At 62.1% G+C, this 24,301-nt stretch carries 24 protein-coding genes and 1 other annotated feature; of the genes, 13 read left to right on the forward strand and 11 right to left on the reverse strand.

Annotated elements, in window-relative coordinates; genetic code table 11:
* Positions 1-10: 10 nt before the first annotated feature.
* From QZS21_RS03025 to rpmH, 10 genes are all read right to left on the reverse strand, one after another.
* Positions 11-1,432: an NCS2 family permease gene (locus QZS21_RS03025; protein WP_295580117.1), complete on the reverse strand. Its 1,422-nt coding sequence runs from the start codon at positions 1,430-1,432 to the stop codon at positions 11-13.
* A gap of 229 nt (positions 1,433-1,661) precedes the next feature.
* Entirely contained in the window at positions 1,662-2,597 is a 936-nt protein-coding gene (locus tag QZS21_RS03030; RefSeq protein ID WP_295580225.1) for an AEC family transporter, read from the reverse strand.
* 78 nt (positions 2,598-2,675) lie between these two features.
* Complete coding sequence (locus tag QZS21_RS03035; protein WP_295580120.1) at positions 2,676-4,091, reverse strand: glycine--tRNA ligase; 1,416 nt, start codon at positions 4,089-4,091, stop codon at positions 2,676-2,678.
* A gap of 67 nt (positions 4,092-4,158) precedes the next feature.
* Positions 4,159-4,362: a binding site (T-box leader), on the reverse strand.
* Between the two features lie 44 nt (positions 4,363-4,406).
* On the reverse strand, positions 4,407-5,753 hold the full coding sequence (locus tag QZS21_RS03040; protein ID WP_295580124.1) for a hypothetical protein: 1,347 nt from the start codon (positions 5,751-5,753) through the stop codon (positions 4,407-4,409).
* Positions 5,743-6,231, reverse strand: coding sequence for an RNA polymerase sigma factor (locus QZS21_RS03045; protein WP_295580126.1), 489 nt, complete (start codon positions 6,229-6,231; stop codon positions 5,743-5,745). The genes QZS21_RS03040 and QZS21_RS03045 overlap by 11 nt, the downstream gene beginning before the upstream one ends.
* 113 nt (positions 6,232-6,344) lie before the next feature.
* Positions 6,345-7,181, reverse strand: coding sequence for an RNA-binding cell elongation regulator Jag/EloR (gene jag / locus QZS21_RS03050; protein WP_295580128.1), 837 nt, complete (start codon positions 7,179-7,181; stop codon positions 6,345-6,347).
* A gap of 13 nt (positions 7,182-7,194) precedes the next feature.
* Positions 7,195-8,367 carry a YidC/Oxa1 family membrane protein insertase gene (gene yidC / locus QZS21_RS03055; protein ID WP_295580130.1) on the reverse strand — a complete coding sequence of 391 codons (1,173 nt, stop codon included), beginning with the start codon at positions 8,365-8,367 and terminating at the stop codon, positions 7,195-7,197.
* A gap of 60 nt (positions 8,368-8,427) precedes the next feature.
* Complete coding sequence (gene yidD / locus QZS21_RS03060) at positions 8,428-8,637, reverse strand: membrane protein insertion efficiency factor YidD (protein WP_295580132.1); 210 nt, start codon at positions 8,635-8,637, stop codon at positions 8,428-8,430.
* On the reverse strand, positions 8,634-8,978 hold the full coding sequence (gene rnpA, locus QZS21_RS03065) for a ribonuclease P protein component (RefSeq protein WP_295580134.1): 345 nt from the start codon (positions 8,976-8,978) through the stop codon (positions 8,634-8,636). The genes yidD and rnpA overlap by 4 nt, the downstream gene beginning before the upstream one ends.
* Positions 8,979-9,105: 127 nt before the next feature.
* Positions 9,106-9,246: a 50S ribosomal protein L34 gene (rpmH, locus tag QZS21_RS03070; protein WP_295580136.1), complete on the reverse strand. Its 141-nt coding sequence runs from the start codon at positions 9,244-9,246 to the stop codon at positions 9,106-9,108.
* 365 nt (positions 9,247-9,611) lie between these two features.
* Here rpmH and dnaA point away from each other — a divergent pair, with 365 nt between their 5' ends.
* The 11 genes from dnaA to QZS21_RS03125 all read left to right on the forward strand — a co-directional run bounded on the left by dnaA (position 9,612) and on the right by QZS21_RS03125 (position 21,909).
* Positions 9,612-10,934 (forward strand): chromosomal replication initiator protein DnaA, encoded by a 1,323-nt coding sequence (gene dnaA / locus QZS21_RS03075; RefSeq protein WP_295580138.1) that lies wholly within the window; start codon positions 9,612-9,614, stop codon positions 10,932-10,934.
* A gap of 248 nt (positions 10,935-11,182) precedes the next feature.
* Positions 11,183-12,298 (forward strand): DNA polymerase III subunit beta, encoded by a 1,116-nt coding sequence (dnaN, locus tag QZS21_RS03080; RefSeq protein ID WP_295580140.1) that lies wholly within the window; start codon positions 11,183-11,185, stop codon positions 12,296-12,298.
* A gap of 162 nt (positions 12,299-12,460) precedes the next feature.
* Positions 12,461-12,583: a hypothetical protein gene (locus tag QZS21_RS03085; protein WP_295580147.1), complete on the forward strand. Its 123-nt coding sequence runs from the start codon at positions 12,461-12,463 to the stop codon at positions 12,581-12,583.
* Positions 12,584-12,603: 20 nt separating this feature from the next.
* Positions 12,604-12,819 carry an RNA-binding S4 domain-containing protein gene (locus tag QZS21_RS03090; protein ID WP_295580153.1) on the forward strand — a complete coding sequence of 72 codons (216 nt, stop codon included), beginning with the start codon at positions 12,604-12,606 and terminating at the stop codon, positions 12,817-12,819.
* Complete coding sequence (recF, locus tag QZS21_RS03095) at positions 12,809-13,915, forward strand: DNA replication/repair protein RecF (protein WP_295580156.1); 1,107 nt, start codon at positions 12,809-12,811, stop codon at positions 13,913-13,915. Before QZS21_RS03090 ends, recF begins: the two co-directional genes overlap by 11 nt.
* 84 nt (positions 13,916-13,999) lie before the next feature.
* Positions 14,000-14,266 (forward strand): extracellular matrix regulator RemB, encoded by a 267-nt coding sequence (gene remB / locus QZS21_RS03100; RefSeq protein ID WP_295580158.1) that lies wholly within the window; start codon positions 14,000-14,002, stop codon positions 14,264-14,266.
* Between the two features lie 97 nt (positions 14,267-14,363).
* Positions 14,364-16,313: a DNA topoisomerase (ATP-hydrolyzing) subunit B gene (gyrB, locus tag QZS21_RS03105; protein WP_295580160.1), complete on the forward strand. Its 1,950-nt coding sequence runs from the start codon at positions 14,364-14,366 to the stop codon at positions 16,311-16,313.
* A 39-nt stretch (positions 16,314-16,352) separates the two neighbouring features.
* Positions 16,353-18,854 (forward strand): DNA gyrase subunit A, encoded by a 2,502-nt coding sequence (gene gyrA, locus QZS21_RS03110; RefSeq protein ID WP_295580167.1) that lies wholly within the window; start codon positions 16,353-16,355, stop codon positions 18,852-18,854.
* A gap of 12 nt (positions 18,855-18,866) precedes the next feature.
* Entirely contained in the window at positions 18,867-19,214 is a 348-nt protein-coding gene (locus tag QZS21_RS03115) for an SHOCT domain-containing protein (RefSeq protein ID WP_295580169.1), read from the forward strand.
* A 52-nt stretch (positions 19,215-19,266) separates the two neighbouring features.
* Positions 19,267-19,704, forward strand: coding sequence for a ribonuclease HI (gene rnhA / locus QZS21_RS03120; RefSeq protein ID WP_295580171.1), 438 nt, complete (start codon positions 19,267-19,269; stop codon positions 19,702-19,704).
* Between the two features lie 294 nt (positions 19,705-19,998).
* Positions 19,999-21,909 carry an NAD(+) synthase gene (locus QZS21_RS03125; RefSeq protein WP_295580173.1) on the forward strand — a complete coding sequence of 637 codons (1,911 nt, stop codon included), beginning with the start codon at positions 19,999-20,001 and terminating at the stop codon, positions 21,907-21,909.
* Positions 21,910-22,136: 227 nt separating this feature from the next.
* Here the strand turns inward: QZS21_RS03125 and QZS21_RS03130 are convergent, their stop codons facing one another.
* Positions 22,137-22,316, reverse strand: a complete 180-nt coding sequence (locus QZS21_RS03130) for a hypothetical protein (protein ID WP_295580175.1) — start codon at positions 22,314-22,316, stop codon at positions 22,137-22,139.
* Between the two features lie 224 nt (positions 22,317-22,540).
* Between QZS21_RS03130 and QZS21_RS03135 the strand changes: the two genes are divergently transcribed.
* Positions 22,541-22,975 carry a MarR family winged helix-turn-helix transcriptional regulator gene (locus QZS21_RS03135; protein WP_295580176.1) on the forward strand — a complete coding sequence of 145 codons (435 nt, stop codon included), beginning with the start codon at positions 22,541-22,543 and terminating at the stop codon, positions 22,973-22,975.
* On the forward strand, positions 22,965-24,296 hold the full coding sequence (locus tag QZS21_RS03140; protein WP_295580178.1) for an MATE family efflux transporter: 1,332 nt from the start codon (positions 22,965-22,967) through the stop codon (positions 24,294-24,296). The genes QZS21_RS03135 and QZS21_RS03140 overlap by 11 nt, the downstream gene beginning before the upstream one ends.
* Positions 24,297-24,301: the final 5 nt, after the last annotated feature.

A 24,301-nucleotide genomic window follows, 5' to 3' on the forward strand; every position in this document is an offset into this window, starting at 1 on the left:
TCCCGGCGCGTCAGGCAACCAGGAAGAACTTCACCAGGAACAGCGCGGAGATGACGTAGGTCAGGACAGAGACGTCCTTGGCCTTGCCGGAGAACACCTTGATGACGGTGTAGGAGATGAGGCCCAGGCCGATGGCGTGGCCGATGGAGCCGGAGACGGGCATGCCGATGAGCATCAGCGCCACGGGCACCATCTGGTCCATATCGTCGAAGTGCACGTTCTTCAGGCCCATCAGCATCAGCACGCCCACATAGATCAGGGCGGAGGAGGTGGCGGCGGCGGGGATGATGGCCGCCACCGGGGCGATGAACATGCAGGCCAGGAACAGCACACCGGTGGTGAGGGCCGTCAGGCCGGTGCGGCCGCCGGCCTCCACGCCGGAGGCGGACTCCACATAGGTGGTCACGGTGGAGGTGCCCGCGCAGGCGCCGGCCACGGTGCCGATGGCGTCGGACAGCAGGGCCTCCTTCATGTTGGGCATGTTGCCGTCCTTGTCCACCATCCCGGCCCGGGAGGCGGTGCCCACCAGGGTGCCGATGGTGTCGAACATGTCGATCATGCAGAAGGTGATGACCAGGGTGATGGCGGTAAACCAGCCGATGTCCAGGAAGCCCTGGAAGTTGAACTTAAAGAGGGTGGTCTCCACCATGTCCGCCACCGGCGGGACAAAGGAGGCGGTGGCCAGGGAGGCGAAGGGGCTGATGCCCAGGAACAGGGCCTCCCCCGCCCAGTAGATCACGGAGGCCGCCAGCATGCCGATGAGCACCGCGGCCCTGATGCCCTTCTTCGCCAGAATCACAATGACGAACAGGCCGATGAACATGGTCACCACGGCCAGCACCATGGCGCTGTAACCGGAGCCCATGTTGGTCTGGGCCACGCTGGGGGTCAGGGCGCCGAAGAAGTCCCGCATGACGAAGAAGGGGCCGCCGGTCTCGGAGTAGACGCCGGCGTTGGAGCCCAGGCCAATGTTCATCAGCATGATGCCGATGGCGGGGGCGATGCCCAGGCGGACGCCCAGGGGGATGGCCTCCACAATCTTCTCCCGGATGTTCAGAAGGGACAGGGCGATGAACACGATGCCCTCCACCAGGATGATGACCAGGGCGGCCTGAAAGCTCTCCACATAGGTCATGCCGGTGAGGGCCGCCACGTTGGCCACCACCACCGCGAAGAAGCTGTTCAGTCCCATGCCCGGCGCCAGGGCAAAGGGCTTGTTGGCCAGGAAGGCCATGCAGAACATGGCGATGGCGGAGGCGATGCAGGTGGCCAGGAACACGCCGTTCCACAGCGAGGACCCCACATCAAAATTGGTCAGCAAATTCGGGTTCAGCGCGATGATGTAGGCCATGGTCATAAAGGTGGTGAGACCGGCCAGAATCTCCGTGCGGACGGTGGTGCCGTTCTCCTTCAGCTTGAATAGCTTTTCCATAGTTCTCCCTCTTTTCCCCGTCTCCCGGACGCTCCCTCCATCTACAAAATTTTTTGTCCGGGAAAACAGTTTTTGTATTTTTATCATATAAAAAATCTGTTAGAAATTCAAGAGGGGACCCCAGGTCATTTCGTGGAAAAAGGTCGACCCTTTTTAGAACAACTCACAAGAGTTCCCCCTCCTCCCGCCAAAAAGCCCCGGCCTTTGGCGGGCCGGGGCTTTGGAGGGTTCAGATCAGGGCCAGTGTCCGCAGGATGTACAACCACAGCGTGAAGGTAAACGCGCTGCAAACGGTGGTCAGCACCACTGTTCCGGCGCTGAGGGTCCCCTCGTGACCCATGCTGCGGGCCATGTTAAAGCAGCTCACCGTGGCGGGAGAGGCCAGCATAATCAAAATCACCACCAGCACCTCCCCCCGGTAGCCCAGGTGGATGGCCACGGGGAGGAACAGCGCCCCAAAGACCAGCAGCTTGAAGACGCTGCTCACCACCGTGGGCTTCCAGCAGCCCAAGACCTTCCGCGGCTCGATGGAGGCGCCCAGGGCCAGCAGGCCCAGCGGCGTGGCGGTGGCCGCAAGGGAGGAGACCGACCGCTGGAGGATCACCGGCTGTGGAATCTTCAGCAGGGACCACAGCAGCCCCACGGCGATGCCCAGAATGATGGGATTGGTGACAATCCCCTTTGCCGCCTTCCCCAGGGCCTTCCGGTCCAGGCGGCCGCCGGGCACCATCAGCGTCAGCAGCAGCACCGCCGCCACGTTGTACAGCGGCACCGCGCCGATGAGCACCAGCGCCAGGGGGCCGGAGCTCCCGTAGATGTTCTGCATCAGCGCGGTTCCCAGCAGCGCCTGGCTGCCCCGGTAGCCCGCCTGGATGAACTCCGCCCGCAGCCCCGTCTCCCGCAGGAGGAAGGACAGCCCCAGCAGCAGCAAAATGGACAGCAGGCTGGTCACAAAGCAGAAGACCACCACGCCGCCGTTCCAGATGGTGTGGAAATCGGAGGTGGCCAGATTTTGAAAGAGCTGCACCGGCAGAGCCACCTGAAAGACGAAGGTGTTCAGGCAGTCGGCGAAGCGGCTGTCCAGCAGCCGGGTCTTGTTGTGCAGCAGGTACCCCAGCACCATCATGGAAAACACCGGAACGGTGGCGTTGAGGCTGAAAATCAGATTGTCCGTGGGAGGTTCTCCCCTTTCCTTGTGGAAAAGCCGTCCTCTCGGAGGACGGCTTTTTCCTGTCTGCGGCGCTCAGTAAGCCAGCTTTTCCGCCAGATACGCCTTCAGCTCCGCGATGGGCAGGCGCACCTGCTCCATGGTGTCCCGGTCCCGGACGGTGACGCAGTTGTCACCGGCCTTCTCCCCGTCGCCCACGGTGTCAAAGTCCACGGTGACGCAGTAGGGGGTGCCGATCTCGTCCTCCCGGCGGTAGCGCTTGCCGATGGAGCCGGTGTCGTCGTAGTCCACCATCCACTCCTTGGACAGCTCTGCCTGAATCTCCCGGGCCTTGTCGCCCAGCTTCTTGCTCAGGGGCAGCACCGCCACCTTGAAGGGGGCGATGGCGGGATGGAAGCGCATGACCACCCGGGTGTCGTTCTTGGCCGCGTCCACCACTTCCTCGTCGTAGGCCTCCACCAGCAGGGCCAGGGTCATCCGGTCAGCGCCCAGGGAGGGCTCGATGACGTAGGGGATATAGTGCTCGTTCTTCTCCTGGTCGAAGTAGGTCAAATCCTGGCCGGAGTGCTCCTGGTGCTGCTTGAGGTCGTAGTTGGTTCGGTCCGCCACGCCCCACAGCTCGCCCCAGCCGAAGGGGAAGCGGTACTCAAAGTCCGTGGTGGCCTTGGAGTAGAAGGCCAGCTCCTCGGGCTCGTGGTCCCGCAGCCGCAGGTTCTCCTCCTTCACGTTCAGGCCGATGAGCCAGTCGTGGCAGTAGGTCCGCCAATACTGGAACCACTCCAGGTCCGTGTCGGGCTTGCAGAAGAACTCCAGCTCCATCTGCTCAAACTCCCGGATGCGGAAGATGAAGTTGCCCGGGGTGATCTCGTTGCGGAAGCTCTTGCCCACCTGGCACACGCCGAAGGGCAGCTTGCGGCGGGTGGTGCGCTGGATGGCGGGGAAGTTGACAAAGATGCCCTGAGCGGTCTCCGGGCGGAGGTAGACCTCGTTGGCGTTGTCCTCGGTGACGCCCTGGTGGGTTTTGAACATCAGGTTAAACTTCCGGATGTCGGTGAAATCGCTCTTGCCGCAGCCGGGGCAGGGGACCTGCTTCTCCCGGATGAAGGCCACCAGGTCCTCCTGGGTCATGGCCTCCACGTTGACGTCCAGGCCGTTTTCATTCACATAGGCCTCCACCAGCTTGTCCGCCCGGTGGCGCATTTTGCAGGCCTTGCAGTCGATGAGGGGGTCGTTGAAGGTGGCCACGTGGCCGGAGGCCACCCACACCTCGGGGTTCATCAAAATCGCGGCGTCCAGCCCCACGTTGTAGGGGTTCTCCTGGACGAATTTCTTCCACCAGGCCCGCTTCACGTTGTTCTTCAGCTCCACGCCCAGGGGGCCGTAGTCCCAGCTGTTGGCCAGGCCTCCGTAAATCTCGCTGCCGGGGAACACAAATCCCCGGCCCTTGCACAGGGCCACAATTTTTTCCATGGTTTTCTGCTGGTTTTCCATGATAACGTCTCCTTCTCCTTCGATGATCGTCCGGCACAGGACGAAAAAAACGCCCTGAGCCGTCTTGGCTCAGGGCGAACTGCTCGCAGTCCGTGGTTCCACCTGAATTTCCCCGGTGGGGGACACTCTGCCCGGTAACGGCGGGGCCCGGCGAAGCATTTCCGCTCCGCGGCTCCAGGGCGCCTTCTCCCCTCTCCCGCAAGGACTCGCACCAGCCGTCCTCTCTCTTTTCCGGGATCAATGGGATACTGTTCCCTGTCACAGCCTTTTGGATATCGTGAGAACTGTATCACGTTTTTCCCCGCTTGTCAAGCGCTATCCCGCCGTGACGCCAGCGGGGCCGTCATAGCGGATGCTTCCGCCGTCCGGGCTTTGAACCGTCGTCACCGCGATCTGCCCGTCCTCCATCAGGGCAAACCATACGCAGCCCCCCGCCGCCCCCACCATGCCGTCGTGGGGAATCAAATCCGCCCGGTCCTCGGTGTACTGGTTTCTCGACATCTCCTCCAGCAGCCCGGGGGTGAACATCTGGCCGTATAGCGGCAGGAAGTCCTCCGCCGACGCCACCGTCCACTCCTCCCCGTCCGCCGTAGTCACCAGCCGGGGCCAGACGATCATCTCTGCCGCGTCCAAGCGGCGGTCCTCCTCCACCGCCTGGCGGAACCGGCGGTAAAAGGCCTGGGCGGCGGGCTCCTCCATGGCGGTGGCCGCGTAAAACAGCTCCGCCGTCAGCCCCGCCTGGGCCTGGGAATCCCCGGTCATCTCCGGGGGCGTCACCGCTTGGAGCACGTCGAAGCGAATCCCGTCTGCCAGCGATTCCAAGTCCTCCATGGTAAGACCGCTGCTGGTCCCCGAGAGCACGTTCACCGCCACAAGGCAAGCTGAAAAGTCCCCCAAAATCAGCGCCTTGCCGGGACCCAGGGCCAGCGTCACCGTCCCGCCGCCGGCCGTCTCATAGGCCTGCTCCCGGTATTCCCCCACGGCGCCGATGTGCAGCGTCACTTCATCGAAGGTGCCCTTCACTGACCGGCGGAGTTGATAGTCCACGGCGCCCAGGCCCGGCAGCACCGCGCCGCCGTCGGTTTGGAAAGTCCCATCTTCGTAGAGGTAGGCCCAGAATTTTTGGTGGTTTTCCGCCAGAAACTCCCCGCCCACCCGGCGGCAGAGCTCGTCGTGGTCTACCATGTTCATCTCGGTATGGAGGTTCAAACCGTATTTTCCGGCGATGGCGCGCAGCGCTTCCAACATCTCTGGGGTGTAGACGCCGTAATATCCGGCGCTGAGTTCCCCCTCCAGTCCGGTGGGGCCGTTTCCGACGCTCTCCAAAATCTCTCCGTCCGCGTCGTACTTCGCCAAAAAGGCCTCCCACTCCGCCAAGGCCTTTCCCTCGGGACTATCCCCATAGCCCTGAAGGCTGATGACATCGGCCGGCGCGGTTTCCTCCTCCGGCCCGGCGGGCAGCAGAAGCTCCCGCAGGCCAAACCATCCGGTGGCCGCCGCCACGGTGGTCACCGCCCCCAGCAGTACAAGTACCGCCGCCAGCGGCACCCACCTTTTTTTGCTCCTCCGCCTCCGCCCCATGGCCTCATATGCCTCCCAACCGATCTCCGCAGTGGAGTGGACCTGCGAAAAGGTCTCCTGATACAGCCGCCTATTCTCCATTCCGCCACACCTCCTCCGTCAGCCTTTGCCGCAGCCTGTCCCGGGCCCGGGACAGCCGGGTGGTCACCGCGGTCTCCTTCACCTCCAGCACCTGCGCGATCTCCCGGACCGACAGCTCCTCATAGTAAAAGAGGTTCAGTACCGTCCGGTACTTCTCCGGCAGTTCCATCACCGCCCGGTACAGCTCCGCCTGGGAGTCCTCCTGAAACACCGGCGTCTCCGGCACCTCCTCCAGAGACACCCGCCGCCGGCGCCAGGCACTTTTCAAGGCATCCTTGCAGACGTTCACCGTCACCCGCATCAACCAGCGGCGGAGATGCTCCTCTCCCGCGAAGGGGTCCTGCCGGGTGTACAGGCGCAAAAACACCTCCTGCACCGCGTCCTCCGCGTCGGGCCGGTTGGCAAAGTAGTGCAGGGCGATGCGGTACACCATATCTTGATAGACTGCCGCCGCTTGGTTAAATTCCGTTCGTTCCATGGCCTTCCCCTGTTTTCTTCAACATCCTGGTACTTATCATACGACCCGGCGGGGCCGTTTGTCACGGAATGCAAAAAAAAAGCCGTCCGAAGCAGCGCTCCGGACGGCTTTTTTCACTTTTTGTCCCGGTCGTAGGCCACAATGACCCGCCGGTTGGGGTCGGTGCCGGTGGAATAGGTGGTGACGCCGGGCACATCCTGGAGGGCGGTGTGAATCACATGCCGCTCGTAGGCGTTCATGGGCTCCAGGGTGACGCTGCGGCGGTACTTGACCACCTTCCCCGCCACCTTCCGGGCCAGGCTCTGCAAGCTCTGCTCCCGCTTCTCCCGGTATCCCTCCGCGTCCAGCTGGACCCGGACCCGGCCGCCGGTGCGATTCACGGCATAGCTGGTCAGCTGCTGGATGGCGTCCAGGGTCTCGCCCCGGCGGCCGATAAGGCCGCCCAGTCCCTGGCCCACCAGCAGCACCCGGTAGCGGCCCTTCTCCGGCAGATACACCCGGATCTCGGCGCTGCTCTCCATCTGGGCCAGCAGCCCGGTGAGGAAGGCCTTAATGGCCTGGGCCTTTTCGTCGTCCACTTCCTCCTCCGTCTCCAGTGCAGGGGCGGGGGCGGACGGGCGGGCGGCGGGGGCCTTTGCCGGCGCCGCCTGCTTGGCGGCGGGCTTCTCCGCAGGCACTTCCGCGGGGCGCTCCGCCGGCTGTTCAACCGCTTTTTCCCGGACGGTCTCCACGCTGGCCGCGGAGGGCGCCTCCTGGGGAGCGGCGGGCTCCTCGTCGGGGCCATAGCTCACCCGCACCTTGGCGGGACAGCTGCCAAGACCCAGGAAACCGGACTTGGCGCGTTCCAGAATCTCAACGGACACATCATCCCGGTCGAGGCCAAGCTGCGCCAGCGCCTTGCTGATGGCCTCTTCCTCATTCTTGCCCGTTACATCGATAAACTCTCTCATAACGGTTCCTCACTCAATCTTCGCTCTCGTAGCGTTCTTCCCGGTAAGCGCGGCCTCTGGCATAGGGGCGGTCGCCGATACGGCCCGCCTCCGTGGTGCTGCTCCCGGCCTTCTTCGCCTTCAGGGCCTTGGCCTCCTGGGCGGCCTTCCGCTTCTCCTTCAGGCTCTGCTTCTGTTCCGCCTGCTGTTTGCGCTGCTCCTGGAGGGCTTTGGCCTCCTCCATCCGGCGCTGCCGGTCCGACTGGCGGGCCTCATAGCGGGCGGCTTCCTCTTCCTCCAGCTTTTTGTTGAAAAACTTCCCCAGAATCACTTCCTGAATCACGGAGAAGCCGCTCTGGGCAATCCAGTAAATGCCCAGGGCCGCCGGCATGATAAAGGCGATATACACGGAGAACAGGGGCATCATGTACATCATGCTCTTGGTGGAGCGGGCGGCGGGGCCCTCCTGCTGGGGCTGCTGCTTCATGGTGATGCGGGAGAGCAGGAACTGGGAGCCGCCGGCCAGAATGGGGATCAGCAACAAACCGATACAGGCCCAGCCCAGGGTAAAGTTTGTAAAACCGGTGCTGGGATTGGCGGTCAGGTCCAGGCCCAGGAAGTTGTAGTTCATGTTGATCCAGCCATCCACGCTGGCGCCGTAGTCCGGCAGCTGGGAGGTGATCTCCTTCACCAGGTTGATCTGGCCGTAGGGCAGCAGCTGGGGCAGGCCGTTTTTGCCCAGCTCCATGGCGCCGTCCTCCGCCACCCGGACGATGTTGGCAACCGACGCGCCGGTGCCCGCCAGATGGTTGATGATGCTGTACATCACATCCTCCGACAGCATCATGAAGTGGGTGACGGGCTGGCGGATGATGGAGTACAGGGCGATCAGGATGGGCAGGGGCAGGAAGCTCCACAGGCAGCCGCCCATGGGGCTGACGCCCTCCTCGGCATAGAGCTTTTGCATCTCCTCGCCCATCTTCGCCTGGTTGTTGGCGTACTTCTTCTGAATCTCCTGCATCCGGCCGGACATCCGGCTCATGCGCATCATGCTCTTCTTGGACTTCATCTGGAAGGGCAGCATGATGAGCTTGATCACCAGCGTAAAGAGAATGATGGCCACGCCGTAAGACCCGGTCAGCTCATAGAAAAACCGGACCAGCCAGGCGAACGGGATACAAATATAGTATCCGATGGTTGAAAACATACTTGCTTCCTCCAAATTGTAGTAAACCGGGGACTGGGGGGAACGGCTTCCCCCGGGGGCTCAGGGCACGGGGTCGTATCCGCCCTTGTGAAACGGATTGCAGCGCAGGATCCGCCGGAACGCCAGATAGCCGCCCTTCAGGGCGCCGTACTTCTCAATGGCCTCCAGCGCGTATTGGGAGCAGGTGGGCGTGTAGTTGCAGCAGGGCTGGCGGTAGGGGGAGACGGCCTTGCGGTAAAACCGCACCAGAGCCAGCAACACCCGCTTCATGGCGCCGCCTCCAGCAAGTCCAGCTTCCGGCACAGCCGCAAAAAGGTGTCGTTCAGCTCCCTCCAGGAGACCGTCGCGGTTTTGCTCCTGGCCACCAGGATGATGTCGTACCCCTGGCGGAGCCTGTAGCCGTTGAGCCGGTAGACCTCCCGCAGCCGCCGCCGGGCGCGGTTGCGCACCACGGCATGACCCAGCTTGACGGAGGCCGTCAGCCCCAGGCGGTTACGGCCCAGCCGGTTTTTCCGGCAGTACACCACCATACCCCCGCCCACGGCGGAGGCGCCCTTTTGATACAGCCGGCGAAACTCATGATTCTCTTTCAGTGTCACCGCTCGCTTCATCTGCTCACCCTATCCTCTGCCTGCACATGCTTGTCCGCGGGAAACTCTTTTAGGGACGGAGGAATCCAAGAATTCCCGCCGTCCCTGAAGACGTCTGTTCAAGTGTCTCCCGCGCGTTCCGTTTCGCTTAGTAGGACAGACTGGCGCGGCCCTTGGCGCGGCGACGGGCCAGGACCTTGCGGCCGTTGGCGGTAGCCATTCTCTTGCGGAAACCGTGGACCTTCTGGCCATGCAGCTTCTTGGGCTGATAGGTACGTTTCGTTGCCATGTTGAGACACCTCCTGTCAGAATTCCGGCCGCCTTGCGGCGGCGCTTACTCGACACCCCTCCTGACGGACGGGCGCAGTAACCTTACTCTAGACGCCTTGCGACGCATGGAATAGTATACAGACTTTTTCAAAAGGTGTCAAGAATAACTTGAAATTTCCGCAAACTTGCGGTTTTTCCCGCCCTTTCGGCACATTTTCTCTAAATCTGGTGGAATGACCCAAAAACTTACGCAAGATCTAGTCTCTTTTCCGCCAAATTTTTTCAACGCTTATTATTAGAATATGTATTGCCACCCTCTCTCTTTTTTGCTATAATATTTCTGTCTTATTTTGTCCATTTTCAACTAGAGAGAGGTGTTTCCCTTTGAATTCCGTCGCTGACGTGTGGGACAACGTCTTGTCCCAGCTGCAACGTGAGCTCTCGGAAACCACCATCGCCACCTGGTTCGACGAACTGCGGGCGGTGGATATCCGAGGCAATACATTCATCCTCCACTGCGCCAACGATTTTAAGCGGGGCTATATCGAATCCCTGTTCCTGAAAAACATCAAGGCCGCCCTGCACGACATCTTCTCCACCGATTTCGAGGTCTCCATTCTGGACGACGCGGGCCTTGCCGCCGTAAACGGAGGGGAGGCAAAAAAGGCAAGTGACCGCTTTACCTCCGACGAGTTCACCTTCGAGACCTTCGTGGTGGGCCCCTCCAACAAGCTGGCCTACGCCGCCTCCATCGCCGTGGCGGAGCACCCGGCCCAGAACTACAACCCCCTACTGATCTATGGGGACTCGGGCCTCGGCAAAACCCATCTCATCTACGCCATCGCCAACGTCATCCGCCGGAACGACCCCAAGGCCAAAATCGCCTACGTGAAGGGGGACGACCTCACCAACGAGCTGGTGACCGCCATCCAGGCCGGCCCCAACAAAACCGCTGAGATGCGGGAGAAATACCGCCAGGCGGACCTGCTCCTGGTGGATGACGTCCAGTTCATCGCCGGCAAAAAGCAGACCCAGGAGGAGTTTTTTCACACCTTCAACAACCTCTACGAGTCCGGCCGCCAGATCGTGCTGACCTCTGACCGCCCCCCCTCCGAGATGACCCAGCTGGAGGACCGGCTCCGCACCCGGTTTGAGTGGGGCCTCCTGGTGGACGTGGCGCCGCCGGATTTTGAAACCCGCATGGCCATCATTAAAAACAAGGCCGCGCTGCTGGGGCTGGATCTGCCGGACAAGATCACCGTCTACATCGCCCAGAACGTCACCTCCAACGTCCGCCAGCTGGAGGGGACCATCAACAAAATTATGGCCTTCAAGGACCTCTTGGGCAACGACACCGACGAGGAGACCGTCTCCCGGGCCATTCAGGACATGCTGCGGCGGAACAACGAGTACATCCCCACCCCGGAGGCCATTCTGGACTACATCAGCAAGTACTACAATGTGGAGGAGTCCGTCATTCGGGGCCAACAGCGCATCCGGGACGCGGTGCAGGCCCGGCAGATCGCCATTTACCTCATCCGCAGCATGACGAACCTCTCCCTGGACGACATCGGCAAGGAGTTCGACAACCGGGACCACTCCACGGTTCTCTACTCCATCCAGCAGGTGGAGAAGAAGATGAAAAAGGACGCCTCCTTTGCGGAGATGGTGAAGGAGATCAAGACCAACATCAACGCCAAACGCTGACCCCAATCTCTCCACAACCGCCGTGGAAAAGGAAAACTTCCCTGTGGAAAACCGCCCCCGTTCTCCCTGCCGTGGAAAACCCTGCCGATTCCTCCACATCCCCGGTGGAGGCGCAAAATATTGTCCCATCAGACATTTTCCGGCTTTTCCACAGTTTTTCCTTCTATGACTGCTTTTTCTAAATCCTAGTTCTTTTTTTCTGTTATAACAGACATAACCACCCTTATATAGAGAGGAAGCCTGCGCTTATGATGAAATTCTCCTGTGAAAAGGTCCTGCTGCAAAACGCCATCGCCGTGACCAGCCGGGCCGTGGCCCAAAAGAGCTCCATCCCCGCCCTGGAGGGCCTGCTGCTCCATGTGGACGAACAGCTCACCGTCTCCGGCTACAACATGCAGACCGGCATCCGCACCAAGCTGTCCGCCGACGTGGTCTCCGGCGGGGATATCGTGCTCAATGCCCGGCTCTTCGGCGATATTATTCGCCGGATGCCGGACGATGTGGTGACCTTTACCGCCGACGACAAGCAGATGGTTCACCTCTGCTGCGGCGACGCGGACTTTGACATCCTGGGGCTGTCCGCCGCGGACTACCCGGATCTGCCGGAGGTGGAGGACGAGTACTCCGTCTCCATTCAGCAGAAGACCCTCCGCTCCATGATCGAGGAGGTGGCGTTTGCCGTCTCCACCAACGAGAGCCGCCCGGTTCACACCGGCGCCCTGTTTGAAATCAGCGACAAGGGCCTCGCCATGGTGGCGGTGGACGGGTTCCGCCTGGCGGTCCGGCGGGAGCCTCTGGAAAAAATTGACGGCGGCGCCTTCTCCTTTGTGGCCCCCGGCGCGGCGCTCAACGAGGTCAAGAGCATCTGCGGCGACACCGAGGACCTGGCCGCCGTGACCCTGGGCAAGCGGCATATTCTCTTTGAGGTGGGGGACACGGAGCTGATCTGCCGCCGCCTGGAGGGGGAGTTTTTGGACTATAAGAACGCCATCCCCCGGAAAAACCCCATTTCCGTCCTGGCGGAAACGAAGGCCCTCATTGAGAGCATCGACCGGGTGTCCGTGGTGATCTCCGACAAGCTGAAAAGCCCCGTCCGGTGCCTGTTCGACCACGACAAGGTACTCCTGTCCGCTAAAACCGGCAACGGCGAGGCAAAGGACGTGTGCCGCCTCTCCGGAGACGGCGGCGGCTTGGAAATCGGCTTCAACAACCGGTATTTGATGGAGGCCCTGCGGTATGCCCCTGCCGATACCGTCCGCATCGAGCTGAACACCGGCGTCTCCCCTGCCATCATCGTGCCGGTGGACGGGGAGGAGAATTTCCTCTATATGGTGCTGCCGGTCCGGCTGAAATCCGCGGAATAACCGGGATATATGAGAGGACCAATGGGAAAAAAGCCGCCGGGAAAACAGCGGGCGGCCATTGAAAAGGCCAGAATGTTTCTGGTTTTGGGGGCGGCGGGACTGATTATCTGTTGGATCTACGCGTCCTTTTTCTACGGCGGACGCAGCGGCGGATACTCGTGGATGAATTCGATTGCGGATATGACCAGCTTTGCCTGCCGGGAACCGGCGGGCGGCGCCATGGTGTTGGTCTCCTTGATCTTGTCCGTGATCGGCCTGGTGGAGCTGTACAAGAGCAGAAAATAGCCCATTCATAAAGGAGCGTTATGAAGACAGTTGTAATTCAGACGGAGTTTATCAAGCTCCAGGACCTGTTGAAATTTGCCAATCTGGTGGCCTCCGGCGGGGAGGCCAAGGACCGCATTCAGGCCGGGGAGGTCACCGTGGGCGGTGAGGTGTGCACCATGCGGGGCAAAAAAATCCGTCCCGGCGACGATGTGGGGTTCCAGGGACAGCACTACACGGTCTCCTATGCGGATTGACCGGCTGGAGCTGGAGTCCTTTCGGAACTACGGCCATCAGGCGGCGGCGTTTGATGAGCGGTGCAACGTGATACTGGGGGAGAATGCCCAGGGCAAGACCAATCTGCTGGAGGCGGTGGTCTACCTCTCCTGTGGAAAATCCCCCCGGGCCAGAGTGGATCGGGATATGATCGGCTTTACTGCCGATGCCGCCCGCATCCAGGCCCAGGTTTTTGCCCGGGACCGGGAGTTTCAGGTTCGCGTGGACCTGTTCCGGAACCGGCGGCGAAAGATATCCGTGAACCAGGTGCCCGCCAAGACCAGCGCCGCCCTCAGCGAGGTCTATCACACGGTGTTTTTCTGTCCGGAGGATCTGTACCTCATCCGGGAGGGCCCCGCCGCCCGGCGGCGGCTGATGAATGTTGCGTTATGTCAACTCCGCCCCCGGTATGCCGCCGCCCTCGCGGCCTATCACCGCTGCTACGAGCACAAGACCCGGATTCTCCGGGACGCGGAGGAGCGGCCGGACCTGCTGGCCGCCCTGCCGGAGTTCAACGAGGGACTGGTGCGGAACGGCGCGGTGCTGATCCACTACCGCCAGCAGTTTGCCGCGGCACTGAACACCTACGCGACCGTTCACCACCGGGAGTGCTCCGGCGGACGGGAGCGGTTGGACATCCGGTACGAGACGGTCTCCGCCGTCACGGACCCCGGGGCGGACATCGCGGTTTTGACGGAGCAGCTCCGCAGCCATATGGAGCGCCACCAGGCGGCGGAGCGGGCCTCCAGAATGTGCCTGTCCGGCCCCCACAAGGACGATCTAGCGGTGGAGATCGACGGACGGGAAGCCAAGAGTTTTGCCTCCCAGGGCCAGACCCGGACGGCGGCCCTCTCCATGAAGCTGGCGGAGCGGGAGATTTACAAAAACGCCACCGGCGAATATCCGGTGCTGCTGCTGGACGACGTGCTCAGCGAGCTGGATCCCCGGCGGCAGGAGTTTGTGCTCAACCGCATCGCGGGGGGACAGGTGTTCATCACCTGCTGCGAGGACGACCGGCTGCCCCAGCTGCTGGGGGGGAAGGTGTTTCACGTGGAGCACGGGGTAATCACGGGATGACCGGGAATGACTCTCGCCGCTGGCGGCGGTCTCCCTGCCCGGCAGGCCGTCAATCCGCCAAAAAGCAACGAAAAGGAGTCCGCCATGTATCTGCACCTGGGCCAAAATGAAATCGTCCCGCAGCACCGGATCATCGGTATTTTTGATCTGGACAAGTGCTCCACCTCCAAGCGTACCCGGGACTATCTCTCCGCCGCGGAGGCGGACGGCGTGGTGCTGGATATCTCCGGGGACCTCCCCAAGTCCTTTGTGGTCTGCGACCACCCCTATCACCCGCAGATCGTCTATCTGTCCCAGTTAAATCCCAACACGCTGCAGCGGCGCTGGGAGAGCAACCGGCTGGAGCTGTAAGCGCTGCAAATTATGCAAAACCTCAGGGCAAGAAGAAACGGGCCGGAAAACGGTTCCGGCCCGGCTCTTCTTGTCTTGTCACGGAAGGAGTACCCACATGGCTGAAAATGAAATCTTGAATTCCACCGCAGTGGACACCGCAAATGAATACGACGCCTCGGAAATTCAGGTGCTGGAGGGGCTGGAGGCCGTCCGCAAGCGCCCCGGCATGTATATCGGCTCCACCTCTGCCTCCGGTCTTCACCACCTGGTGTATGAGATTGTGGACAACGCCATCGACGAGGCGCTGGCGGGCTACTGCACCGACATTCATGTGCAGATCAACGAGGACGGCACCATCACCGTGGTGGACAATGGCCGCGGCATCCCCGTGGGCATCCAGGCCCAGACCGGCAAGCCCGCGCTGGAGGTGGTGTATACCGTCCTCCACGCCGGCGGCAAGTTCGGCGGCGGGGGCTATAAGGTCTCCGGCGGCCTCCACGGCGTGGGCGCCTCGGTGGTGAACGCCCTGAGCGAGTGGCTGACCGTACAGGTCCACTTGGACGGAAACATCTATGAGATGAAGTTCTCCCGGGGCAGCATCACCCAGGAGATGCGGATTGTGGGCACCACGGACCGCACCGGCACCACCGTCACCTTCAAGCCCGACGGGGAGATTTTCGAGGACACCACCTACCAGTACGACACCCTTCACACCCGGATGCGGGAGGAGGCCTTCCTGAACGCGGGACTGCGCATCTGCATCGCGGACAAGCGCCCCGGCCAGGAGCAGGAGGACAGCATGTGCTACGCCGGCGGCATCCGGGAGTTTGTCACCTGGCTGAACCGGAACAAGGACCCGCTGCACAAGGAGGTCATCTACATGATCGGGCAGCGGGAGGACTCCGTGGCGGAGGTGGCCATTCAGTACAACGACGGCTACAATGAGACCCTGCTCTCCTTTGCCAACAACGTCCACACCCCGGAGGGCGGCATGCACGAGGAGGGCTTCAAGCGGGCGCTGACCACGGTGCTCAACAACTACGGCCGGAAGATCAAGATGCTGAAGGACGACGAGAAGATCTCCGGCGAGGACTGCCGGGAGGGTTTGACCTGCGTCATCTCCGTGAAGCTGACCGACGCCCAGTTTGAGGGCCAGACCAAGGCCAAGCTGGGAAACAGCGAGATCAGGACCCTGGTGAACAACATTGTGACGGCCAAGCTGGACACCTTCTTGGAGGAGAACCCCCAGGTGGGCCGCATGATTCTGGACAAGGCCCTCACCGCCAACCGCGCCCGGGAGGCCGCCAAGAAGGCCCGGGAGTCCATCCGGCGGAAGACCGCATTGGGCGGCGCCGCCATGCCGGACAAGCTGCGGGACTGCAATGAGAACAACCCGGAATTGACGGAAATCTACATCGTCGAGGGCGACTCCGCCGGCGGCTCCGCCACCCAGGGCCGGGACTCCCGGTTCCAGGCCATCCTCCCCCTGTGGGGCAAGATGCTGAATGTGGAAAAGGCCCGGGCGGATAAGGTGTACGGCAACGACAAGCTCCAACCGGTCATCACGGCGCTGGGCGCCGGCATCGGCGAGGAGTTCGACCCCGCCAAGCTCCGCTACCACAAGGTCATCATCATGGCGGATGCCGATGTGGACGGCTCCCATATCCGCACGCTGCTGCTGACCTTCTTCTTCCGCTTCATGCGGCCCCTCATCGAGCAGGGATACGTCTACTCCGCCGTGCCCCCCCTCTACAAGCTGAGCCGGGGCAGAACCGTACGGGTGGCCTTCTCCGACGAGGAGCGGGACCAGGTGTCCGCCGAGATGCGGGCGGGCAACCCCAATGTGAAAATCGACATCTCCCGGTTTAAGGGCCTGGGCGAGATGAACCCCCACGAGCTGTGGGAGACCACCATGGATCCGGAAAAGCGGACCCTGCGCCGCATCACCCTGGACGACGCCGTGAAGGCCGACGAGACCTTCACCATTCTCATGGGCGAGAAGGTGGAGCCCCGGAAGGAATTCATTGAGAAGAACGCCCGGTATGCGGTGAATTTGGACTACTGATGAAAACAATGGGTCTTCCACAAGGAGGAAAACGATAGGATGAGTAAAAAAACCCAATATGATCCGGAGGAAATCCGGTACCCCCAGCAGAAAATTTTGGAATCTCCCCTGGTCCCCGAGATGGAGAAGTCCTATATCGAGTATGCCATGAGCGTCATCGTGGGCCGGGCGCTGCCGGATGCCCGGGACGGATTGAAGCCCGTCCACCGGCGCATTCTCTACGCCATGTATGAGGACAACCTCACCAGTGACCGTCCCTTCAAAAAGTCCGCCACCTGCGTGGGCGACGTGCTGGGCCGGTACCATCCCCACGGCGACGCCTCCGTGTACGACGCCCTGGTCCGGCTGGCCCAGGACTTCTCCATGCGCTACATGCTGGTAGACGGCCACGGCAACTTCGGCTCCGTGGACGGCGACCCCCCGGCGGCCTACCGGTACACCGAGGCCCGCATGAGCAAGATCTCCGACGAGATGCTGCGGGACATCGACAAGGACACTGTGGACTGGGACCCCAACTTCGACGAGACCCGGAAGGAGCCCCGGGTCCTCCCCTCCCGCTTCCCCAATTTGCTGGTGAACGGCTCCAGCGGCATCGCCGTGGGCATGGCCACCAACATCCCACCCCACAACCTGCGGGAGGTCATCGGCGCCTGCATCTGCGTGCTGGACGACCCCAACGCCACCCTGGCGGATCTGATGCAGCACGTGAAGGGGCCGGACTTCCCCACCAAGGGGATCATCATGGGCCGGTCCGGCATCCGGGCGGCCTACGCCACCGGCCGGGGCCGGCTGGTGATCCGCGCCCGCCACGAGTTTGAGGAGTTCGGCAAGGACCGGACCCGCATTGTTATCACCGAGATCCCCTATCAGGTGAATAAGCGGATGCTCATCAAAAACATGGCGGAGCAGGTGGAGGACAAGCGGCTGGAGGGCATCTCCGACATCCGGGACGAGTCCGACCGCAACGGCATGCGCATCGTCATCGAGCTGAAGCGGGACGCCAACCCCCAGGTGGTGCTGAACCGCCTGTTCAGCCAGACCCAGCTCCAGACCACCTTCGCCATCAACATGCTGGCCTTGGTGCAGAACCAGTCCCAGCCGAAGATTCTGTCCCTGCGGCACTGCATCGACGAGTACCTCTCCTTCCAGGAGGAGATCATCGTCCGCCGGACGAAGTACGACCTGAAAAAGGCCATGGAGCGGGCCCACCTGCTGGAGGGGCTGCTGGTGGCCCAAGACAACATCGACGAGGTCATCCACATCATCCGCACCAGCTACGACAATGCCAGGGAGAACCTGATGAACCGGTTCGGCCTGGACGAGATTCAGTCCCAGGCCATTCTGGACATGCGGCTCAAGGCCCTCCAGGGCCTGGACCGGGAGAAGCTGGAAAACGAATTCAAGGAGCTGGAGGAGAAGATCGCCTGGTTCCAACAGATCCTCTCCGACGAGGGGATGCTCCGCCAGATTCTGAAGGACGAGCTCACCGCCATCGCCGAGAAGTACGGCGACGACCGGAAGACCGAGATTCAGGACGTGGAGGACGAGATCGACATCGAAGATCTGATCGAGGAGGAGGACTGCGTCTTCACCCTCACCCACGCGGGCTACATCAAACGGACGCCCGTCAGCGAGTACGCGGCCCAGTCCAAGGGCGGCATGGGCAAGAAGGGCATCACCACCCGGGAGGAGGACTACGTGGTGGACGTGTTCACCGCCTCTACCCACGACTACCTCCTCTTCTTCACCGACACCGGAAAGGTCTACCGGAAGAAGGGCTATCAGATTCCCGAGTCCGGCAAGACCGCCAAGGGCACCAACATCGTCAACATCCTCCAGGTGGAGCAGGGCGAGCGGGTCCAGACCATGATTCACACCCGGTCCATCGAGGACGACGGCCGGTATCTCTTCATGGTCACCCGGAACGGCACCGTGAAACGGCTGCCCGCCAGCACGCTGAAAAACCTTCGCAACAACGGCATCCGGGCCCTGCGGATGGACGAGGGGGACCAGCTCATCGCCGTCCGGGAGACCGACGGACAGCAGAACATCCTCATCGCCACCCACGACGGCATGGCCGTGTGCTTCGACGAGACGGACGTCCGGCCCATGGGCCGGGACGCCGTGGGCGTCCGGGGCATCCGCCTCCGGGAGGGGGACTACGTGGTGGGCGCCGCCCGGGCCAAGCCGGACCACCAGGTGCTCTCCATCACGGAGAAGGGCTACGGCAAGCGCACCCCGGTGGAGGACTACCGCATCACCAACCGGGGCGGCATCGGCATCAAGAACTACATGGTCACCGACAAGACCGGGTCCGTGGTGGGCATCAAGGTGGTGGACGGCGGCGAGGACTTGCTGCTGGTGACCCAGAGCGGCATCCTGATCCGCACTCCCGTGGACAGCATCCGCACCGCCGGCCGCTCCACCCAGGGCGTCATTGTCATGCGCTTCAAGGAGGACGGGGATCAGGTCATCGCCCTGGCCCTCACCGACCGGGAGGAAGCGGAGGAGACGGAGTCCGTCCCCGAGGCAGAGGCCTAAGGAGGAAGCGCCATGGCAAGAAAGCGGATGACCTACCGCCCCAGCAAGGCCCAGGGGGTGTTCGGCGTGGTCTGGGGCGGCATCTTCGTCGTCCTGGGCCTGGCGGTGGCCATTCCCCACTTCGGCGCCTTCGGCATTCTCTGGACGCTGATGGCCCTGGGCATCACCTGCGCCAACGCCTACCGCGCCTTCGGAAAGAACTACGCGGGACCGGAAATCCACATCGAGGACGACGGCCCCTCCGAGGACGGCGTCTCCCCGGAGGCCCGTCTCCAGGAGCTCCGCAATCTCTACGACCGCAGCCTCATCACCGAGGAGGAGTACGAGGAGAAGCGGAAGGAGATTTTGAAGGACCTGTAAACCCCACCATGAGAGCGGCTTAGGCCGCTCTCATGAATTCCATGGAGGTCATATGAAAGAAGTCACCATCTACACCGACGGCGCCTGCTCCGGCAATCCCGGGCCGGGGGGCTGGGGGGCCATTTTGCTGTACGGCCCCCACCGGCGGGAGTTGTCCGGCGGCGCGGCGGACACCACCAACAACCGCATGGAGCTCACCGCCGTCATCGAGGCGCTGTCGCTTTTGAAGGAGCCCTGCGTGGTGGATCTGTGGTCCGACTCCAAGTACGTCATCGACGGCCTCTCCAAGGGCTGGGCCAAAGGCTGGCAGCGGCGGGGCTGGGTGAAGTCCGACAAGAAGCCCGCCCTGAACCCGGATCTGTGGGAACGGCTGCTGGAGCTGACGGACACCCACTCCCTGCGCTACCACTGGGTCAAGGGCCACGCGGAAAACGCGTACAACAACCGCTGCGACGAGCTGGCGGTGGCGGAGAGCCGGAAGTACAAATGAGGGTGCCGGCGGGGAGATTCCGGGAAAAACGGGCAGATTGGCCAAAGAAACCGGAAAATCGACCCATCATTTACAATCTGTTCACAGGAAACACATAATTCGGTAAAGATTATCGGGTATCTTAATACTCAAGCAAAGGGTCCTCCCAACCCGATGCATTTTCTCCCTCCTAAAACACACACAGCAAAAAGGACCGCCACCGGCGGTCCTTTTTGTGCCCTTTTCTTGTCAAGCGGGACAAACCGGTGTACAATAACAGCAGACCGAGAATCATCCAATCAGGAGGTTTTACGCATGAAGGACGGTTTTATCTCCGTTGCCTGCGGCACACCGAAGCTGCGTCTGGCGGACTGTATTTATAACGCGGAGCAGACCTTTACCATGATGCGGGCCGCGGAAAAGGCCGGCGCCAGGGTGTTGGTCCTGCCGGAGCTGGGATTGACGGGCTACACCTGCGGCGATCTCTTTTACCAGGACACCCTGCTCCGGGGTGCCGAGGAGGCCTTGGCCACGGTTCTGGCCGCCACCCGCCCCCTGGAGGTGGTGACCGCGGTGGGAATGCCCTTGCGGAAGGACAACAGACTGTATAACTGTGCGGTTATTATACAAAAAGGACACATTCTGGGGGTGGTCCCCAAGACTCATCTGCCCAATTACGGCGAATTTTACGAAAAGCGCCAGTTTGCCCCCGCCCCCGGGTGCAACGGCACCGTCTCCCTCTGCGGTCAGGAGGGCATCCCCTTCGGTAGACTGGTCTTCCCCTGCCGGGAGATGGAGGAGCTGGTGCTGGGCTTTGAAATCTGCGAGGATCTGTGGGCCCCCTGCCCCCCCTCCGCAGACCTGGCCGCCGCCGGGGCCACGGTGGTGGGCAACCTCTCCGCCAGCAACGACGTCATCGGCAAGGACGGCTACCGCCGCCAGCTGGTCACCATGCAGTCGGCAAAGCTGCTGTGCGGGTACGTGTACGCCAGTGCCGGGGAGGGGGAGTCCACCTCCGACGTGGTGTTCGGCGCCCACCAGATGATTGCGGAAAACGGCACCATGCTCCAGGAGAGCCGGTTTGAACAGGGCTTCCGCACCTCGGAGATCGACGTGCAGAAGCTGGCCTACGAGCGCCGCCGGACCCAGATGAACGCCGCGGCGCCGGAGGGGGTGGAGCGGGTTCCCTTCTCCCTGACGGTCCGGGACACTCCCCTCACCCGCTATGTGGCCCCCCAGCCCTTCGTCCCCGAGGGGAAGGAGGACCGGGACGCCCGCTGCCGGGAGATTCTGCTGCTGGCCTCCCTGGGGCTGAAGCAGCGCCTGGCCCACACCGGGGCCAGAACGGCGGTGGTGGGCCTCTCCGGCGGACTGGACTCCACGCTGGCGGTGCTGATCACCGGCCTTGCCATGAAGATGCTGGACCGCTCCCCCACGGACATCATCGCCGTCACCATGCCCTGCTTCGGCACCACGGACCGGACGCGGAACAACGCCGTGATCCTGGCGGAGCAGATGGGCGCCACGCTGCGCACCGTGGATATCTCCGCCAGCGTCCGCAGCCACTTCCGGGACATCGGGCACCCCATGGAGGACTACTCCGTGACCTTTGAAAACGGCCAGGCCCGGGAGCGGACCCAGGTGCTGATGGACATTGCCAACGCCACCGGGGGCCTGGTCATCGGCACCGGAGACCTCAGCGAGCTGGCCCTGGGCTGGTGCACCTACAACGGCGATCACATGAGCATGTACGGCGTCAACGCCTCCATCCCCAAAACCCTGGTCCGCCACCTGGTGGGCTACCTCTCCCGGGACCACGCGGAGAGCGACGAGGCCCTGCGGGACGTGCTGGAGGACATTCTGGACACCCCCGTCTCCCCGGAGCTGCTGCCCGCCGTTCAGGGGCAGATCAGCCAGCGGACGGAGGAGCTGGTGGGCCCCTACGAGCTGCACGACTTCTTCCTGTACTATATCCTCCGCTGGGGCTTCTCTCCCCGGAAAGTCTACCGGCTGGCACAGTATGCTCTGGGGAAGAAGTACAGCGGCGAGGTCATTTTGAAATGGCTGAAGGTCTTCTATCGCCGGTTTTTCACTCAGCAGTTCAAGCGCAACTGCCTGCCCGACGGCCCCAAGGTGGGCTCCGTGGCCCTCTCCCCCCGCGGCGACTGGCGGATGCCCAGCGACGGAATGTGGACGCTGTGGGAGGCGGAGCTGGAGACGCTGTGAAAAGAAAATCGATTGCCGGCAAGAGGCGTTGTCTTAAGACAACGCCTCTTGTTTCGTCCCCAGAAAAAATTCCTTTTGTCCAACATATTGAGATGAACTGTGGAAACCGGCCGCTATCGAAAAATCAAAAAGCACCCCTACATTTTTTTGTGTAGGGGTGCCGCAGGTTTACGGTACATTTTTCCGATCCTACAAAGCTGATTCCGCCCAACAGACCGGAAATTATCTCACTTGCTTTCGCCGTTTCGGAAAGCAAAGAACAGTCCTGCAAGTCCTACAAGGACGCCCAAAAACGAAACCGGCACATCCGCCATATATGCAAATATGGTTCTGTTGAGTTCGCTTTCCGCACAGCAGAGCAAAATTCCGAAAAGTACCAGTGCGATCCCCCGTAATTGTTCTTTCATATAGGCACCCTCCTTAAAATACGAAATTGTCAGACTGTTTCTATCTGCCGGAAAGAACCAATCTTTTTTTCACTATGCTATCATACGGACCTGTATGTTTACAAGCGTATTTGGTGAAACTGGTGGAGATTCCATCATCGATACTGCGTAAAAGGCCCACTTGACAATGGTCCGACACCGTACTATAATAGTCCGAAACCGTACTTTAAAAGGAGGCGTTTCCGTTGAATACCAGAGCACTGATGAGCCAGGTGGACACCTTCCTCTGCCGGGCCAACGCCCTCTACGGGGAGTGGGCCAAGCAGCACGGCGTCACCTATAACATGCTGATGGTCCTGTGCGCCCTGGCGGGGTCGGGGGACCACACCCAAAAGCAGATCGCGGAGGAGCGGATGCTCCCCAAGCAGACGGTCAACACCCTGGTCAAGGATCTGGAGCGGCAGGGGTACCTCCGCTACCTGGCGGGCCGGGACCAGAAGGAGAAGCGAGTGGCCTTCACCGAGGCGGGCCGGACCATGGCCGGGGAGCTGCTGGAGGAGATGTACCGCCTGGAGGACCGGGTAATGGCCCGGATGGGCCCGGAGCTGTGCCGGTGCCTGCTGGAGGGGAACGGGGCCTTTGCCCGGGCCCTGGCGGAGGAGGTCCACCATGGAGCATAACGCCCTGGCCAGGGAGTTCACCGCCAGCTCCCTGCTGCGCTTCGCCCTGCCCAACATCGCTATGATGGTGTTTTTGTCCCTCTACACCATTGTGGACGGCATGTTCATCTCCCGATATGTGGGAACCCTGGCCCTCTCCGCCATCAACATGTCCTATCCCCTCAATTCCCTGGAGATGGCCGTGGGCATCATGCTGGCCACCGGCGGCAGCGCCATCATTGCCCGGAAGCAGGGGGAGGGCCGCGGGCAGGAGGCCCGGGAGGACTTCACCTGCATTGTGGCGGCCTCCCTGGCGGTGGGCGGGGCCTTCGCCGTGCTGGGCAACCTCTTCCTCTCCCCCATTCTCCACCTGCTGGGGACCAGCGCGGTCCAGTGGCCCTACTGCGAGGGCTATACCCGGATTCTGCTGGGGTTTGCCCCGGCCTTCTTTTTGCAGACGGCCTTCCAGTCCCTGTTTGTCACGGCGGGGCGGCCCGGCCTGGGCCTGGGGACCACCGTGGCTGGCGGCCTGGTGAACGTGGTGCTGGATTGGCTGTTCATGGGCCCCATGGGGATGGGGGTGGAGGGCGCCGCCGTGGCCACCGTCTTGGGCTACTGCGTCCCCGCCGTCGCAGGCGCGGTGTTCTTTTTCCGGGGCCGGAACAGCTCTCTGCGCTTTGTGGCCTTCCGCCCCCGGTGGCGGATGCTGGCCCAGGCCTGCGGCAACGGCTCGTCGGAGATGGTCAGCAACGTGGCCAACGCCGTCACCACCTTCCTCTTCAATATGATCTTCCTGGCCTACTGGGGGGAGGACGGCGTGGCCTCCATTACCATCGCCATGTACTTTCAATTCGTGTTCACCGCCGTGTTCTTCGGATTCTCCCTGGGAGTGGCACCGGTGATCAGCTATCAGTACGGCGCCCAGAACACGGAGCAATTGCGCAAAATCGTCCGGATCTGCCTGGGATTTGTGGCGGCGGCCTCCCTGGGGGCCTGGCTGGTGTCCCGGCTGGTGATCGGCCCCAGCCTGGCCCTGTTCACGGAGCCGGACAGCGGCGTGTATGCCGTCACCATCCAGGGCTTTCCCATATACGCCCTGAGTTTTCTGCTGATGGGGACCAACATCTTTGCCTCCGCCCTGTTCACCGCCTTTTCCGACGGGGCGGTGTCCGCCGTGATCTCCGTCACCCGGACCTTTCTCTTCCTGGTGGGAATGCTGCTGGTGCTGCCCCGGGTGCTGGGGGAGACGGGCATCTGGCTGGCGGTGCCTGCGGCGGAGCTGCTGGGACTGGCGGTGTCCGCCGGGTTTCTCCTCTGGGGCCGGAAGAAATACGAGTACTGACAAAA

Origin of the sequence: uncultured Oscillibacter sp. (assembly GCF_900544955.1) — a bacterium.
In the GTDB taxonomy this organism is placed as follows: domain Bacteria; phylum Bacillota; class Clostridia; order Oscillospirales; family Oscillospiraceae; genus Oscillibacter.